This is a genomic window from Blastococcus capsensis (genome assembly GCF_030165005.1).
In the GTDB taxonomy this organism is placed as follows: Bacteria; Actinomycetota; Actinomycetes; order Mycobacteriales; family Geodermatophilaceae; genus Blastococcus; species Blastococcus capsensis.
The window spans coordinates 21658-36600 of record NZ_JASNNW010000006.1 but is presented as its reverse complement, the minus strand read 5'-3'; the positions used below and the strand labels follow the sequence as shown (position 1 = coordinate 36600).

Below are 14943 nucleotides of genomic sequence, written 5' to 3'. Positions count from 1 at the left end.
GGTTCAGGCGCGCTGCTCGGAGGCCGCTGCCGGTGCGCCGGTGTCCGCCTCCGCCGCGGGCTCCGGTGGCACGGTGCCGGCGCGGGCCTCGGCGTACTTCTGCTGGATGAAGCGCTCGAGCTCGTCCACCTCGACGCGCCACTGCCCGCGCCCACCGATCTGGATGGCGATGAGTTCCCTGCGGCGCACCAGCGCATAGGCCTGCGACCACGAGACGTTGAGGATCTCGGCGACGTCGTCGAGGGTCAGGAAGCGGGGCGTGGGCATGGGCTCTCCATCCGTTCGCCGCACAGTCTGTCAGCCGTGCCGGTGGTCCGTGCCGTTGTCCACACACGTTCGTGTGGATGACCAGTGCAGGAGAACGTGATCCTGCCGCATCATCTGCATCCGAATGTCGTCAGCGGTCCGCAACGGCGGGTCAGTGCGCCTACTGGGGCGTCGACGTGCACGAGAGATGAGGTGGCGTGACCGCCGTCCGGAACCCGGGCCCTGCCCCGGACAGCGCTGACCTGCCGAGCGGGCCCACCCCCCGGCGGGTGAAGGCCCCGGGCTGGCTGGACCTCCGCCTGGTCCTGGGTGTCCTGCTCGTGCTCGGATCGGTCCTGCTCGGCGCCCGGGTGGTCAGCGCCGCCGATGCGACGGTCCCGGTGTGGAGCGCCGCCTCCGACCTCGCGGCCGGCACGGAGCTGACCACCGTGGACCTCGTCGTGGTCCACGTCCGGCTCGACGACGCCGCCGACCGGTACCTGGCCGGCGGCACCCGGCCGGAGGGGCGCACCCTGGCGCGCGGCGTACGCGCCGGTGAGCTCCTGCCGCGGTCGGCGCTCGAGGAGCCCGCCGACCTGGTGCAGCTGGCCCTGCCGGTGCAGGCCGGCTACGTGCCCCCGGGGCTGCAGCGTGGTCAGGTGGTGGACGTCTACGCCGTCGCCGACCCGGCGGCAGGCGCCACTGGGCCGGACATCGGCAGCGTCACCCTCGTCGTGGGCGGGGCGCCGGTGCAGGCCCTGGCCGGCGGTGCCGACGGGGTTCTGTCGACGCCGTCCAGCACCGTGCAGGTGGTGGTCAGCGTGGCGGTCGACGAGGCGGCGGACGTGCTGGCGGCGATCGCCGGGCGCCCGCTGGTCGTGGTGGCCCACCCGGCGGGGGCCGACGGAGCGGAGCGCGTGTCGCCCCGGGCTGCGGCTCCGGCCCCGGCCCCGGCTCCGGTTGCGGTTCCGGCCGCCGAGCCGGCGGGACCGGCCGGCTGATGGCGCTGCAGGTCTTCACCGCCGTCACCGGTGCCGGCTGGGAATCCGCGCTGGTCGGCGCGCTCGACCGGGACGACCACGGGGTCACCGTCGTCCGCCGCTGCGTCGACGTCTCGGACCTGCTCGCCGCCGCGGCGACCGGCACCGGCCAGGCCGCCCTCCTCTCGGCGGAGCTGCGCCGGCTCGACGGCGACGCCGTCGCCCGGCTGCACGCGGCCGGCGTCGCCGTCGTCGGGCTGGTCGAACCGGGCGACGAGCAGGCGGCCCAGCGCCTGCGTCAGCTCGGTGTGTCGCAGGTGCTGCCGGCCGATGCGGACCCGGAGTCGATCGCCGAGGCGCTGCGGAACGCCGTCGCGGGGGTGCCCGCGGGCGGGCACGACGTGGCCGACCTGCGGGCGGCCCTGCCGGTGCCCGAGATCCCGGACGCGCCGGAGCCCCCGACGGTCGGGCGCGGGCGCGTGGTGGCCGTGTGGGGGCCGACCGGCGCACCGGGACGGACCACCGTCGCCGTCGGGGTGGCCGACGAGGCCGCGCGGCTCGGGACCTCCGCGCTGCTCGTCGACGCCGACGTCTACGGCGGGGTGGTGGCCCAGGTCCTCGGCTTGCTGGATGAATCGCCCGGCCTGGCCGGGGCCGCCCGGCAGGCCGGCGCCGGGACGCTGGACAGCCGGACGCTGGTCGCGCTGGCCTGGGCGGTGCGCCCGCAGCTGCGCGTGCTGACCGGTCCGGCCCGCGCCGACCGCTGGCCGGAGCTGCGGCCGGCTGCGGTCACCGCGGTGCTGGAGGAGGCCCGCCGGGTCGCGGAGCTGACCGTCGTCGACTGCGCCTTCAACGTCGAGGACGACGAGGAGCTGTCCTTCGACACCGCCGCGCCCCGCCGCAACGGCGCGACCCTCGCCGTGCTGGAGCACGCCGACACGGTGCTGTGCGTGACCGGCGCCGACCCGGTCGCCCTCCAGCGCGGCATCCGTGCGCTGGACCAGCTGCGCGACGTGCTGCCCCAGGTGGAGCCGCTGCTTGTCGTCAACCAGGTGCGGCGGGGCCCGGTGCCGGGTGACCCCCGCCGGGAGGTCGGCGACGCACTGGAGCGGTTCACCGGTCGCCGGCCGCGGTGGTTCCTGCCGGCCGACCGCCGGGCGACCGATGCAGCGCTGGCGGCCGGCCGCACGCTGGCCGAGGTGGCGGCGGGGTCGGCGGTGCGGGCGGAGCTGCGCGCCCTGGCCGCGGAGCTGGCGGGGGTACCGGTCGCCGACGCCGGCCGGCGGAGCGTGCTGCGCCACCGTCGGGCCGGCTGATCGCCCGAGTATCGGAGGGCCATCCCGCGTCGTAGCGTGGGGCCCCGGCCCGTGAGGAGTTCGATGGTCGAGCGGCTGAGCACCCTGGATGCCTCGTTTCTGTACCTGGAGGAACCCGGCACCCCCATGCACGTGGGCGGGGTGCTGATCCTCGAGGCGCCCCCCGGCGGCCTCGACGCGATCGCGTCGCTGGTCGAGGCGCGGCTGTCCCTGGTGCCGCGGTACCGGCAGCGGATCGCGCAGGTGCCCGGCCACCTGGGTCATCCCGTGTGGGTCGACGACCCCGACTTCCAGCTCGCGTACCACCTGCGGCGATCCGGGCTCCCCCGGCCGGGGACGGAGTCCCAGCTGCTCGACCTGGTGTCCCGGCTGACGTCCCGTCCGCTGGACCGCACGCGTCCGCTCTGGGAGGCGTACCTGGTCGAGGGGCTGAGCGGGGACCGCGTCGCGGTGGTCACCAAGACCCATCCGGCACTGGTCGACGGACTGGGCGCGCTGGACCTCGGTCAGGTGCTGCTGGACGGGTCACCCGACGCCCCGACGCCCCGGCCGACGGAGTGGCGGCCGCGGCGTCCGCCCTCCGGCGCCGAACTGCTGTGGTCGGCCTTCGAGGACTACCGCCGAAGGCCGTCGTCGCTGGTGGAGCTGGCCCGGTCGGCGGCGACCGACGCGCGCGCCACCGCCGTGCGCATCGGTGGTGTGGCGGGAGAACTCGTCCGCACGGCCGGCTCGGCCATCCTCCCGGCGCCGGACAGCCCGTTGAACGCACCGGTCGGGCGGCAGCGGCGGGTGGCGGTGGCCTGCGCGGACCTGGACGACCTGAAGCGGGTGCGGAAGGCGCACGGCGGCACGGTGAACGACGTGCTGCTCACCGTCGTCGCCGGCGCGCTGCGGGAGTGGCTGCTATCGCGTGGCGAGCCGGTGGTCGGGGCCACCTCGATCCGGGCGCTGGTGCCCGTCTCGGTCCAGGACGACGACGGTGCGGCGGGCAGCCGTGTCTCCTCCCACCTGGTCGACCTGCCGGTCGGCGAACCCAATCCCCGGGTGCGGCTCGCCCGGCTCACCTACGCCATGCGGGGGATGACCCAGCACGGCCGGTCGGTGGGCGCGGACAGCCTCATCGCGCTCAGCGGATTCGCGCCGTCCACGCTGCACGCGCTGGGTGCGCGCGCGGCGCGGGGGCTCTCGCGGCGGCTGTTCAACCTCGTGGTGACCAACGTGCCCGGCCCGCAGGTGCCGCTGTACGCGGCCGGCGGGCGGATGCTCGAGGTGTTCCCCGTGGTGCCCCTGGCCCGTGGTCAGGGTCTGTCCATCGGCATGACCTCCTACGACGGCACGGTCTTCTTCGGGCTCAACGCCGACCGCGACAGCGTCGGTGACGTCGACGTGCTCGCCGACCTGATCGAGCAGGAGGTCGCGCAGCTGGTCGAGACCTCCGGCTGAGCCGGCGTCCGGGTCGGCGCCGCGCGGGCCGCGCCGGATACGGTCGGACGTTCCATCGACGAAGGGGGTCAGCCGGGTGCGCGTGTACCTGCCGGCGACGACGACCGTGCTGCGGGGTCTCCTGGACGAGGGTCGGCTGGCCGCCCCGCAGACCGTTTTCGCGGTGACCCCGCGGCTGCGGGACTTCTACGCGCTCAGTGACGCCGGTGCCGACACCGAGGAGCTCGAGTACGCGGCACTGCTGGCCGCGGCGCGCGCCAGCCTGCGGCTGATCGATCTCGATCCGCTGGTTCCCCGCCGTCGGGTGGTGCTCGCGGCCGACGTGCCCGACGCCGCGGTGAGCCCCATGGACGACCCGCACGTCGACCCCGGCGCGGCCCGGGTGGAGTACGGGATCCGGCTGCAGGACGTGGCGAGCGCGCACATCGACGGGCCCGGCGCCGAGGACGACGTCCGGGCCGCGGTGAACGTCGTCCTCGAAGCCGACCTGGGCAGCGACGACGCGCAGTTCGTCGTCGACCAGGCCGAGGGACATGAGCTGGCCTGGTACGCCACCCAGGAGATCGGCCCGGCGCTCGAGCTGCTGTGACCTCGGTCGCCCGCGGGTGCGGCACGGTGCCCCATCCGTAAGATCACGACCCGTCCGCAGCGTCGAGGTCGGGAGCGAGCACATGCAGTTCGGTCGGTACTACGAGGAGTTCGAGGTCGGGGCCGTCTACAAGCACTGGCCCGGGAAGACCGTCACCGAGTACGACGACCACCTGTTCTGCCTGCTGACGATGAACCACCACCCGCTGCACATGGACGTGAACTACGCGGAGAAGACCACCGACTTCGGCAAGAACGTCGTCGTCGGGAACTACATCTACTCGCTGCTGCTCGGCATGAGCGTCCCCGACGTCTCGGGCAAGGCGATCGCCAACCTGGAGATCGAGTCGCTGCGGCACGTGGCGCCGACCTTCCACGGGGACACGATCTACGGCGAGACCACCGTGCTGGACAAGACGCCGTCGAAGTCCAAGGACGACCGCGGCGTGGTGTACGTCGAGACGATCGGCTACAAGCAGGACGGCACCGTCGTCTGCATCTTCCGCCGCAAGGTCATGGTGCCCAAGCAGTCCTACGGCGAAGCCCGCGGCGGCGAGCAGCCCGGGCGCCCGGAGCCCACGCCCCGCGGCTGAGCCGGTGCGGCCGGGGCGTGCTGCTCAGTCCGGCAGCAGGCCCCAGCCGCCGAGGGTCTCCACCAGCCGCGGCGTGCACGCCAGCCCGGCCAGGGTCGCGGCGTCGGCGAAGACGGCCGCGTCCGCGTCGTCCCCGGCCCGAGGAGCCGGGTCGGGGTCGAGCAGTTCGCAGGCGAGGTCGGCGACGTCGTAGACGACCGCCCCGGCGTCGATGCGCACCCGGCCCACCACGCGCCCGGCCCGCACCCGCAGGCCGGTCTCCTCCAGCACCTCGCGCTCCACGGCCTGCGCGGTGGTCTCACCCGGCTCCACCCGCCCGCCCGGCACCGACCACAGCCCCCGGCCGGGCTCCTGCCCCCGGCGGACCACCAGCAGCCGGCGTGCGCCGTCGTGCACGATCGCGCCGACGCACGGCACCACCGGTGGGCAATCCTCCCGTTCGCCGGCCGTCACGTCCGCAGGCTACGCATCCGGTGCGACGGTCCTGCGCTTGACGAAACGGGGCCGTCCCGCGACCTTTGTCCCCGATGAGTGCGTCGCCGGTCTGCCCCCGTTGCGGCGAGCCGCTGGTCGTCCGCCACGGGTCCGAGGCCGACGCCTGGTGCCACGTGCACGGTCTGGTCACGCCGCTGCACCACACGGCGCTGGTGGCCCACGACGCGATCGCCGCGGTCACCGTCGACGCCCGTGTGCCCGCGTGGGTGCCCGACCCCGTGCCGGCGGGCTGGGCGGTCACCGGCCTGGCCTGGGGCGGTGAACCGGGAGCGCGGGCGATCGTCGTCGACTGCGCCGGGCCCGCCCCCCTCGGCGGCTCGGCCGAGTTGGTCCTCGTCGCCGAGGAACCCGGGACCGGCGTGGGCTGCGGCTACGCCGGGCTGCCGGGTCTCGACCCCGGGGACGTCATCACCGGGCCGAGCTCCGTCGACGTCAAGGCCGCCGGTCAGCGCGCCCCGCTGTGGGCGGTGCCCACCACCGACGACCGAGCGGCCTTCGTGGGCGAGGCCTACGGCGTCTGGCTGTGGGTGGTCACCTGGCCCATGGACGCCGCCTGGCTGCTGGCCGAGCAGCTGGAGCTGCTCGACCTACGTGATCGCATCTACCCCGACCTGCCGCTCGGGCCGCCGGGGGAGCACCTGATCCCCGGCCGCTGACCGGCCGGCCCGCGGAACGACACCGGCTACGTCATGCGCGGCGCGTCGGCCGCGCGAGGTCTGGGGCCTGTGTTACTCATGGGACGAATGCGTCCGTCGCACCCGGCGGACGGTCCGAGCAGGCTGGTCCTGCCCTCGCACTCACACCCCGGAGGTGGCGGTGAACCTGAAGAAGGTCCTCACCTGGGTGATCGTCGCCTTCGTCCTGTTCTACGTGATCCAGGCGCCGGAGTCCTCCGCGCAGCTGGTGCGCACCGCGGGGGTGGCGCTCGGCGACGCCGCTTCCTCCCTGGCCCAGTTCGTCGGCTCGCTGGTCTGATCCGGTGGCCGCCCCGGTCGGGCTTCCCGCCCGCGCCGCCAAGGACGTCGAGAAGTACCTGCTCGACGACGAAGACGCGGTCGTGGCGACCCGCCGGCACTGGGCGGTGCTCATCCTGCCGACGGCGAAGTTCCTGCCGGTGCTGATCGCCGGTGGATGGCTGCTGGTGCTCGACCCCGAGAACCGGGTGACCAGCACCCTCGGGATGCTCGTGGTGCTGGGGGCGCTCCTCACCTACGCCCTGCGGCTCGGCGAGTGGTGGATGCGGCACTTCATCGTCAGCCGGCGCCGGGTGCTGCTCACCTCGGGCGTGATCGTCCGCACCGTCACGCTGCTGCCGCTGCGCCGGATCACCGACCTGACGTGGAAGGAGACGCTGTTCGGCCAGGTTCTCGGCTACGGCACCTTCCGCTTCGAGTCCGCCGGGCAGCAGCAGGCGCTGTCGGAGATCACCTTCCTCCCGCACGCCGGCGCGCTGTACCGGCAGGTGAGCGGTCTGTTGTTCACCAGCGACTGGGGCGGGGGCGACGACGAGGGCAACCCGGAGGCTCCGCCGCCGGCGGGGCCCGTCGCGACAGGTGGCCGCCGCGACACCGAGCCCATCCCGGGCCTCCCGCCGCAGCAGCCGTGATCCCGCCCGCGCCGCCGGGTGGGCCGGGCCGCCGTGCGGCAGGCTGACCGGTGATGCGGATCGACCTGCACACCCACTCCTCGCTGTCCGACGGCACCGACAGCCCCGCCGAGCTCCTCGCGACCGCCCGGGCCGCGGGCCTCGACGTCGTCGCGCTGACCGACCACGACACCACCGCGGGGTGGGCCGCGGCGGAGGCGGCGCGCCCCGCCGGCCTGACGGTGGTCCCCGGCATGGAGCTGTCCTGCCGGTGGTTCCCACCCGACGCGCCGCCGATCAGCGTGCACCTGCTCGGCTACCTGTTCGACCCGCTGCACCCCGCCTTCGCCGCGGAGCGCGCTCGACTGCGGGACGAGCGGCTGGCCCGCGCCGAACGGATCGTCGAGGCGCTCGCCGCTGACGGGTACCCGGTGGTCTGGGCAGAGCTCGTGGCGCACGCCGACGGCGGGGTCGTCGGCCGGCCGCACGTCGCCGGTGCACTGGTCCGGGCCGGCGTCGTCGACTCGGTGGACGCCGCGTTCGGCACCCTCCTGCACCACCGCAGCCCGTACTACGTGGCCAAGGCCGACACCGACGTCCGCGAGGGCATCGCGCTGGTGCGTGCGGCCGGTGGCGTGCCGGTCTTCGCGCACGGGCTGGCCACCAGCCGCGGCCGGATCGTGGGCGACGACGCGATCGCCGCGATGGCCGCGGCCGGGCTGCTCGGCCTGGAGGTGGACCATCCCGACCACACCGAGGAAGCCCGGGTCCACCTGCGCGGGCTGGCGGCCGACCTCGACCTGCTGGTGACCGGCTCCAGCGACTACCACGGCAGCAACAAGCGGACGCCGATCGGGACCTGCACCACCGACCCCGCGCAGTTCGAGCGGCTCCTGGCCGCCGGGACCGGGACGGCGCCGCTGCGGGATTGAGTGCGGTCAGCCGGCCGGGACGGTCAGCGGAGCCCGCCGCTCGTCCTCGCGGCTATAGGCGAGGTTCAGCTGCCACGAGACGCCGAAGCGGTCGTTCACCCAGCCGAAGCGGCGGCTGAAGCCGTAGTCGTCCAGCGGCATCAGCACGCCGCCGCCGTCGGAGAGGCCGGCGAAGAGCCGTTCGAGCTCCTCGGCCGATGCGACGTCGACGAAGACGGAGAAGGACGGCGTGAAGGTGAAGGCGTGCACCGGGGGGCTGTCGAAGCAGCGGAACACCTGACCGGCGATGGAGAAGGTGGCCTGCTCCACCGTTCCCTCCACGCCCGTCCCGTCCGCCCCGAACCGGGTGAGGGTCAGGAGCTGGGCGTCGTCGAACAGCGACGTGTAGAGCTCGATCGCGCGCTCCGCGTCGCCGGTGAACATCAGGAAGGGCGTCACCTGCACGGGCATGGGGGCAGGCTAGCCGCAGACGCCGACAGGCTCCGGCCGCGAGAACGGGCCGAGGTGGACGGGATGAGGACGACCACCGCGGGAACGGCGGCGTCAGGCGCTCAGCTGCGCCGGCCCGGCCACCCGCTCGATGCCGGCCCACACGATCGGCGAGCGCCGGGCGGTGCGGGGCAGCCGCAGCGTCGCCTGCCGGAACGCCCGCAGCGCCCCGGTCGCGGCCGCGTCGGTGAGCGCCAGGCCGGGCAGCGAGCACAGCCGGCGCGCCCACGGCGGCAGCAGGGCGATGGCCAGTGCCGCCAGCCCGCCCCACGCCGGCAGGGCGGGGGTGAGTAAGCGCACCCACGTCGGCATCGGCGGCAGCACGATGAGCCGGTAGGCGTCCCGCGCCGCGGACGTGGCGGCCAGCGACGGGCGCATCCGCTCGAAGTAGGCAGCCAGCTCGGCCACGGAAGCCGGCACGTCGGCCCGGTCGACGCCGACCAGCTCCGCCGCGGTGACCTGCTCGGCCACGTACCGGTCGGCGTCGTCGTCGGACAGCGGCAGCCCCGCCCGGCGGGCCGTGGTCAGCAGCGAGTCGACCTCGCAGCAGTGCACCCACAGGAGCAGGTCCGGGTCGTCCACCCGGTACTCCCGGCCGGTGGTCTCCTCGACGGCCCCCAGCCGGCGGTGGATGCCGCGCACGCGGGCCACGGCGCGGACCGCCTCGGTGCGGGTGCCGAAGGTGATCGTGTCGACGTAGGCCGCCGTGCGGATCAGGCGCGGCCACGGGTCGTCCCGGAATGCCCCCGAGAACCGGGCGACGCCGTCCATCGCGACCGGGTGCAGCGCCTGCAGCAGCAGGGCGCGCAGGCCGCCCACCGAGAACGACGGGTCGGCATGGATACGCCACGTCACGCTGTCGGGCCCGAAGAACCCGATCCGGTCCTGCTCGGGGGTCCAGTCCGCCGCTGCGGGCAACGGCGTCATGCCGCGGCCGCCGATGTCCAGAACTCGCAGAGCACCTCGAGCGTGCGCGGTGGGTTCTCGACGGCGGGGGAGTGGATCGAGTTGTCGATGACCTCGTGCCGGGCGCCCAGCCGCTCCGCCATGTCCGCCTGCACGTGCGGCAGCCAGGCGTCGTCGGCCTCGCCGTGCGCCACCAGCAGGGGTATCCCGGTGGCCTTCAGCTCGGCCACCCGGTCGGGTTCGGCGAGCATGGCGTCGGCCATGCCCCGCAGGCCGGCCGCGGAGTTGCGGAGGAAGCGGCGGGTGTAGAACGCCCGGGTCTCCACCGGGACGGCCTGCGCCTTGGGGTCGGTCATCGACACCTGCTCGAGGGTCTCGTGCACCAGCGGCACCCCGCCGGCGTCCAGCAGCGGGCCCAGGTGGTCCAGCAGCTCTGCGCGACGGCCGGTGAGCCGGGACGGGCCCGAGCCGAGCAGGGTCAAGCTGGTGAACAGCTGCGGTTCGGCGAGGACGGCCGCGCGCGTGACCAGCCCACCGAAGCTGTGGCCCACCAGGTGCAGCGTCTGCCCGGAATCCTCCCGGAGGGCCCGTGCGACGGCCACGACGTCACCGGCCAGGATGTCGACCGAGTACCCGGCCGAGTCGTCCGGCCCGGGTGACTCGTACTGGCCGCGCTGGTCCAGCGCCACGACGCGGTACCCGGCCTCGCACAGCGGCCGCAGGAGAGGTGCGAAGTCCTCCTTGCTCCCGGTGTACCCGGCGACCATGAGCACCGTCCCCTGCGTGGCGTCGCCGCCGGTGTCCAGCGCGGCCAACGGCCCTGCCCCGCCGGGGAAGGTCCGCGACGCGGCGTCGTGGTGAGCGAGCTGGCGAAGGTCGTCGGGGGCGATGGCGAAGGGCACGGACGAGGCATCGGAACCGCCGGGCAGGACCATGGATCCCAGTGAACCCCGACCGGGGCCGATGCGCCGCAGCGGGGGCGGGGCCGCTCAGCGGTAGGCGACGAGGCGGTCGGGCAGGCGGAGGACCACCGTGCTGCCGACGGCGGTGGCCGCGCCCCCCGGGGGCAGACCCGTTCCGGCCGACCGGCCCACCTCGGCGCCCGTGACGGGGTCCCGGAACACGAAGCCGTCGGGCGTCGGCACCGCCAGGGCGGGGACGTCGTCCCCGCCGGTCGTGGGTTCCCCGGGCAGGCCGATGGCCGGCCCCGCCCACAGGGTGCTCGCCGACGCCGGGTCGACGGCGGTGAGCATGCCGTCGGCGGAGACCAGGACGGCTCCGGCCACGGCCGCCTGTTCCGCCGGCCGGTCCTGCCCGGCGTCGAGCGTCGTCAGCAGGGTGCCGTCCGTGGCGGACAGCAACCGGATCTCCGTCCCGGCCTGCACGCCCACCAGCAGGTCGGCGCCGAGCAGCCGCACGTTTCCGCCGCCGGACGCGAGGACGTCGCGGGTCCAGTGCACCTCGCCGTCGAAGCCGTCCAGCAGCCGCAGCTGCGGTGCGGCCGCTCCGTCGCACTGCTGGAGCACCGCCACCCCCGCATCGCCCGCGTCAGAGCCCAGGAGCCGGCAGCCGTCCGGGGCGGCGTAACGCCAGCGGGTGTTGTTACCGGTCGGGTCGAGCGTCACCACCCCGGTGGGGCTGTGCGCCAGCACGATGCGGTCGGTCGAGGAGAGCGTCGCGTCGGAACGGAAGTTCACGTTGCGGGTCCACGCGCGCACGCCGGTGCCGGCGTCGAGGGCGACCGCTTCGTCGCACCGGTCCTCGGTGCGGAAGACGGCGACCGCCAGCCCGTCGGTGGCGGTGAGGCCGCACAGCCGGGCATTGCTGCGGGTGTAGTGCCAGGCCTGCTCGCCGGTCGCCGGGTCCAGCGCCCGGATGCCGTGGGAGGAGCCGACCAGCACCCGCCCGTCCTCGACCACGTCCTCCGGTACGGGCCCGCCCGTGGTGGACCACGCCTCGGAGACGTCTCCGGCCGGCGTCCCCTGGGGGACGCCGGCCGGTGGCGCGGTGGTGCTGTCGGTGGCGGCCGCGTCGGAGCCCCGCCAGAGCAGAGCGGCGACGACGACCAGCGCGACGGTGGCCGCCGTCCAGACCCAGACCCGCAGCGGTGGGCCCTGCATCCCGGCGACCGCCGGAATCAGTCGCCGGCGGACTCGGCGCCCGCGCCCCCGCCGGACCCTTCACCGGAGCTACCACGGCCGGCACCGCCACGGCGGCGACGGCGACGCGGCTTGCTGCTTTCGCCCGAACCCCCGGCCCCCTCGGCCCCCTCGGCCGCAGGAGCCGCGGACGTGGTCTCGCCGGCACCGCCACTGCTGCGGGTGCGGCGACGAGGACGGCTCTTGCCGCCACCGGCGGGCTTCTCCTCGTCGCTGCTCCGGCCGCCCGGGCCGCGCGAGTCGCCGCCGTGGCCGGCCGGACGGTTGCGCTTGCCGGTCTCGCCGAGGTCCTCGAGCGTCTCGGCCTCCAGCCCCTCGCGAGTGCGCTGAGAGCGGGGCAGCCGGCCCTTGGCGCCCTCGGGGACGTCCAGGTCGCGGTAGACCCACGGCGAGGTCGAGTAGGTCTCCGGCGGGTCGTCGAAACCGAGGTCCAGCGCCTTGTTGATCAACTGCCAGCGGGGGATGTCGTCCCAGTCGACGAGGGTGACCGCGACGCCGGTGCTCCCGGCGCGGCCGGTGCGGCCGATCCGGTGCACGTACGTCTTCTCGTCCTCGGGGCACTGGTAGTTCACGACGTGGCTGACCCCGGTGACGTCGATGCCGCGGGCGGCGACGTCGGTGGCGACCAGGACGTCGACCTTGCCGCCGCGGAACGCGCGCAGCGCCTGCTCGCGGGCGCCCTGCCCGAGGTCGCCGTGCACGGCGGCCGCGGCGAAGCCCCGGTCGACCAGCTCGTCGGCGACCTTCTGCGCGGTGCGCTTGGTGCGGCAGAAGACCATGACCAGGCCGCGGTCGCGCGACTGCAGCACGCGGGAGAGCAGCTCGGGCTTGTCGAGGTTGTGCGCCCGGTAGATGAACTGGGTGGTCTGCGGGACCGTCGAGCCCTCGTCGTTGCCGTGCGCACGGATGTGCGTGGGCTGGGTCATGAACGACCGGGACAACGTCACGATCGGGCCGGGCATCGTCGCGGAGAAGAGCATCGTCTGCCGCTTCTCCGGGACCATCGCGAGGATCCGCTCGATGTCGGGCAGGAAGCCCAGGTCGAGCATCTCGTCAGCCTCGTCCAGGACGAGGACCTTCACCTTGCCCAGGATCAGGTCGCCCCGCTGGGCCAGGTCCAGCAGTCGCCCGGGCGTGCCGACGACGACCTCGACGCCCTTCTGCAGCGACTCGACCTGCGGCTCGAACGCGCGCCCGCCGTAGATGGCCTGCACGCGGATGCCCCGCTTGGCGCCGGCGGCGCCGAGGTCGCGGGAGACCTGCACGCACAGCTCACGGGTGGGGACGACGACCAGCGCCTGCGGCACCCCGTCGCCACCCTCGGCCGGCGGGCTGACCCGCTGCAGCATCGGGACGCCGAAGCCCAGCGTCTTGCCGGTGCCGGTGCGCGCCTGACCGATGAGGTCGTTGCCCGCCAGGGCCAGCGGGAGGGTCAGCTCCTGGATGGCGAAGGTGCGGTGGATGCCGACCTCGGCCAGGGCGGCCACGATGTCGGGGTGGACGTCGAAGTCGCTGAACAGCGGGCTGTCGGGGGCCACGGGGGCGCCGCCGAGCTCCTCGACGGTCTGCTCGAGCTCCTCGGGAGCGGGGGCGCCGGTCTCGGCCCGGTCGAGCTCGGGGGCGGCGGTGTCGGTGGTGTTCGTGTCGGTGGAGGTCAGTGCTCTCGCCTCTGGTCGGCTGGGGGACCGGCTCCGGCGGCGGTGCCGCCTCGCGCCTGTCCGCGGTCGGATGTCGCGGGATGAGTTCCAGCGCCGACGCGGCCAGCAGACCGGGCGTCGAACCTGCCCGGGGACGGCCCCAGGGGCGTCGTCCAGCGGTCGTCAGCGCACAGATACACGAGCGTGCCCGGAGGCTCGCCGATTCCCATGCTAGCGCGGGCAGCGGTTAGCCTCTCGGCGCCGCGCTCCCTGCCGTCGGCCGGATCACTCCTCCGGGGCACGCGGGCCCCGCTGCCGAGCTTCAGGAGATGCCGTGCCCCCGGTCCACCACACGGCGGTCGCCGACCTGCTGGGCGCGCTCGCCTACGCCGAGCTCACCGCCTTCGACCGGTTGGCGGAGGACGCCCGGATGGCGCCGACGCTCACCGGGCGCGCCTCGCTGGCCCGCATGGCCGCGGCCGAGATCGCCCATCACATGCAGCTGAGCGCCCGGCTCACCGAGCTCGGTGTCGACCCGGCCGCTGCCATGGCCCCGTTCGTGTCGGCCCTGGACACCTTCCACGAGAGCACCCGACCCAGTACCTGGCTGGAGGGGCTGGTGAAGGCCTACGTGGGGGACGGGCTGGCCACCGACTTCTACCGGGAGATCGCCGGCTTCCTCCCCGAGCCCGACCGGAGCCTCGTGCTGGAAGTGCTCGCCGACACCGGGTACGCGGACTTCGCCGTCCGTGAGGTCCGTGCGGCGATCGCCGCCGACCGGAAGGTCGCCGGCCGGCTGGCGCTGTGGGGACGGCGCCTCGTCGGGGAGGCGATGACGCGCTCGCAGGCGGTCATCGCCGAGCACGACCGGCTCGCCGACCTCATCGTCTCCGGCACCGGGGACCTCTCGGGGATCGGTCGGCTGATCGAACGCATCACCAACGCCCACACCCAACGGATGAAGGCGCTGGGCCTGAACCCATGACTGGTCGGACCGCCGAGACGGGCTGACACGCCACCCGGCCCAGGCATTGGAAGCTATGCCTACGGTTCGGGGCCCGAAACCATAGGCATAGCTTCCTATGCCGCGGGGACCCGTCAGGCCGTCCACCGGTCGCGACCGCGAGAACGACGACGGGGCGCCACCGCAGATGCGGTGACGCCCCGTCGGGGAGCCTGGGTTCAGCTGCCGGTGCCGGAGATGAAGCCGACCCGACGCTGGTCGGCCTGCGCGATCTCGACGTAGGCGATGCGGTCGACGGGGACGAGGACCTGGCGGCCCCGCTCGTCGACCAGGGTGAGCAGGCCGTCCTTGGTCGAGCCCGACATGGCCTTGGCCACGTCGGCCGCGATCTGGTCAGGGGACTTGGGGCTGTCGATGACCAGCTCCTTGGGCGAGTGCTGGACGCCGATCTTGACTTCCACGTGGGCGATGCCTCCTCGTTTCGCGACTGACCCCAACGCTAGTGCAGACGGCGCCGCCGGGACCGGCCGAGCGGGTGCGCCGTCAGCGAAAACAAGGACCCCCTGCCTCCCACCACTCGCGAGCTCGCGGTGGGACCCTGCAGAGGGCC

General features: G+C 74.5%; 18 protein-coding genes. 10 read left to right on the top strand and 8 right to left on the bottom strand.

Annotated features, from left to right (window positions below; all coding sequences use genetic code 11):
* Positions 1 to 3: 3 nt before the first annotated feature.
* A complete protein-coding gene (locus QOZ86_RS06240; protein WP_284491104.1) occupies positions 4 to 267 on the bottom strand; it encodes a helix-turn-helix domain-containing protein in 264 nt (87 codons plus the stop codon).
* A 197-nt stretch (positions 268 to 464) separates the two neighbouring features.
* Between QOZ86_RS06240 and QOZ86_RS06235 the strand changes: the two genes are divergently transcribed.
* From QOZ86_RS06235 to QOZ86_RS06215, 5 genes are all read left to right on the top strand, one after another.
* Positions 465 to 1247 (top strand): SAF domain-containing protein, encoded by a 783-nt coding sequence (locus QOZ86_RS06235; RefSeq protein WP_284491103.1) that lies wholly within the window; start codon positions 465 to 467, stop codon positions 1245 to 1247.
* A complete protein-coding gene (locus QOZ86_RS06230) occupies positions 1247 to 2542 on the top strand; it encodes a CpaE/TadZ family protein (protein ID WP_284491102.1) in 1296 nt (431 codons plus the stop codon). The genes QOZ86_RS06235 and QOZ86_RS06230 overlap by 1 nt, the downstream gene beginning before the upstream one ends.
* A 63-nt stretch (positions 2543 to 2605) precedes the next feature.
* Positions 2606 to 3985 (top strand): WS/DGAT/MGAT family O-acyltransferase, encoded by a 1380-nt coding sequence (locus QOZ86_RS06225; RefSeq protein WP_284491101.1) that lies wholly within the window; start codon positions 2606 to 2608, stop codon positions 3983 to 3985.
* 76 nt (positions 3986 to 4061) lie between these two features.
* Positions 4062 to 4574 carry a DUF6912 family protein gene (locus QOZ86_RS06220; protein WP_284491100.1) on the top strand — a complete coding sequence of 171 codons (513 nt, stop codon included), beginning with the start codon at positions 4062 to 4064 and terminating at the stop codon, positions 4572 to 4574.
* An 82-nt stretch (positions 4575 to 4656) separates the two neighbouring features.
* Entirely contained in the window at positions 4657 to 5166 is a 510-nt protein-coding gene (locus QOZ86_RS06215; RefSeq protein WP_284491099.1) for a MaoC family dehydratase, read from the top strand.
* Positions 5167 to 5190: 24 nt separating this feature from the next.
* On the opposite strand, the gene QOZ86_RS06210 is transcribed toward QOZ86_RS06215, so the two are convergent.
* Complete coding sequence (locus tag QOZ86_RS06210; RefSeq protein ID WP_284491098.1) at positions 5191 to 5619, bottom strand: NUDIX domain-containing protein; 429 nt, start codon at positions 5617 to 5619, stop codon at positions 5191 to 5193.
* A 74-nt stretch (positions 5620 to 5693) separates the two neighbouring features.
* Here QOZ86_RS06210 and QOZ86_RS06205 point away from each other — a divergent pair, with 74 nt between their 5' ends.
* From QOZ86_RS06205 to QOZ86_RS06190, 4 genes are all read left to right on the top strand, one after another.
* Positions 5694 to 6317, top strand: a complete 624-nt coding sequence (locus tag QOZ86_RS06205; RefSeq protein WP_284491097.1) for a DUF6758 family protein — start codon at positions 5694 to 5696, stop codon at positions 6315 to 6317.
* 160 nt (positions 6318 to 6477) lie between these two features.
* A complete protein-coding gene (locus QOZ86_RS06200) occupies positions 6478 to 6636 on the top strand; it encodes a hypothetical protein (protein WP_284491096.1) in 159 nt (52 codons plus the stop codon).
* Between the two features lie 4 nt (positions 6637 to 6640).
* Positions 6641 to 7267: a PH domain-containing protein gene (locus QOZ86_RS06195; protein WP_284491095.1), complete on the top strand. Its 627-nt coding sequence runs from the start codon at positions 6641 to 6643 to the stop codon at positions 7265 to 7267.
* Positions 7268 to 7320: 53 nt separating this feature from the next.
* Positions 7321 to 8178 carry a PHP domain-containing protein gene (locus tag QOZ86_RS06190; RefSeq protein ID WP_284491094.1) on the top strand — a complete coding sequence of 286 codons (858 nt, stop codon included), beginning with the start codon at positions 7321 to 7323 and terminating at the stop codon, positions 8176 to 8178.
* 6 nt (positions 8179 to 8184) lie between these two features.
* Here the strand turns inward: QOZ86_RS06190 and QOZ86_RS06185 are convergent, their stop codons facing one another.
* From QOZ86_RS06185 to QOZ86_RS06165, 5 genes are all read right to left on the bottom strand, one after another.
* Positions 8185 to 8628, bottom strand: a complete 444-nt coding sequence (locus tag QOZ86_RS06185) for a VOC family protein (RefSeq protein ID WP_284491093.1) — start codon at positions 8626 to 8628, stop codon at positions 8185 to 8187.
* Positions 8629 to 8721: 93 nt separating this feature from the next.
* The gene (locus QOZ86_RS06180; RefSeq protein WP_284491092.1) at positions 8722 to 9594 is read right to left on the bottom strand and encodes an oxygenase MpaB family protein; all 873 of its coding nucleotides are present in this window, start codon (positions 9592 to 9594) and stop codon (positions 8722 to 8724) included.
* The gene (locus QOZ86_RS06175; RefSeq protein ID WP_284491091.1) at positions 9591 to 10508 is read right to left on the bottom strand and encodes an alpha/beta fold hydrolase; all 918 of its coding nucleotides are present in this window, start codon (positions 10506 to 10508) and stop codon (positions 9591 to 9593) included. The genes QOZ86_RS06180 and QOZ86_RS06175 overlap by 4 nt, the downstream gene beginning before the upstream one ends.
* Positions 10509 to 10562: 54 nt before the next feature.
* Positions 10563 to 11693, bottom strand: coding sequence for an outer membrane protein assembly factor BamB family protein (locus QOZ86_RS06170; RefSeq protein ID WP_284491090.1), 1131 nt, complete (start codon positions 11691 to 11693; stop codon positions 10563 to 10565).
* Positions 11694 to 11710: 17 nt separating this feature from the next.
* Complete coding sequence (locus QOZ86_RS06165; RefSeq protein ID WP_284491089.1) at positions 11711 to 13270, bottom strand: DEAD/DEAH box helicase; 1560 nt, start codon at positions 13268 to 13270, stop codon at positions 11711 to 11713.
* A 433-nt stretch (positions 13271 to 13703) separates the two neighbouring features.
* Between QOZ86_RS06165 and QOZ86_RS06160 the strand changes: the two genes are divergently transcribed.
* Positions 13704 to 14354 (top strand): ferritin-like fold-containing protein, encoded by a 651-nt coding sequence (locus tag QOZ86_RS06160; RefSeq protein ID WP_284491088.1) that lies wholly within the window; start codon positions 13704 to 13706, stop codon positions 14352 to 14354.
* 197 nt (positions 14355 to 14551) lie between these two features.
* On the opposite strand, the gene QOZ86_RS06155 is transcribed toward QOZ86_RS06160, so the two are convergent.
* Complete coding sequence (locus tag QOZ86_RS06155; RefSeq protein ID WP_284491087.1) at positions 14552 to 14794, bottom strand: DUF3107 domain-containing protein; 243 nt, start codon at positions 14792 to 14794, stop codon at positions 14552 to 14554.
* Positions 14795 to 14943: the final 149 nt, after the last annotated feature.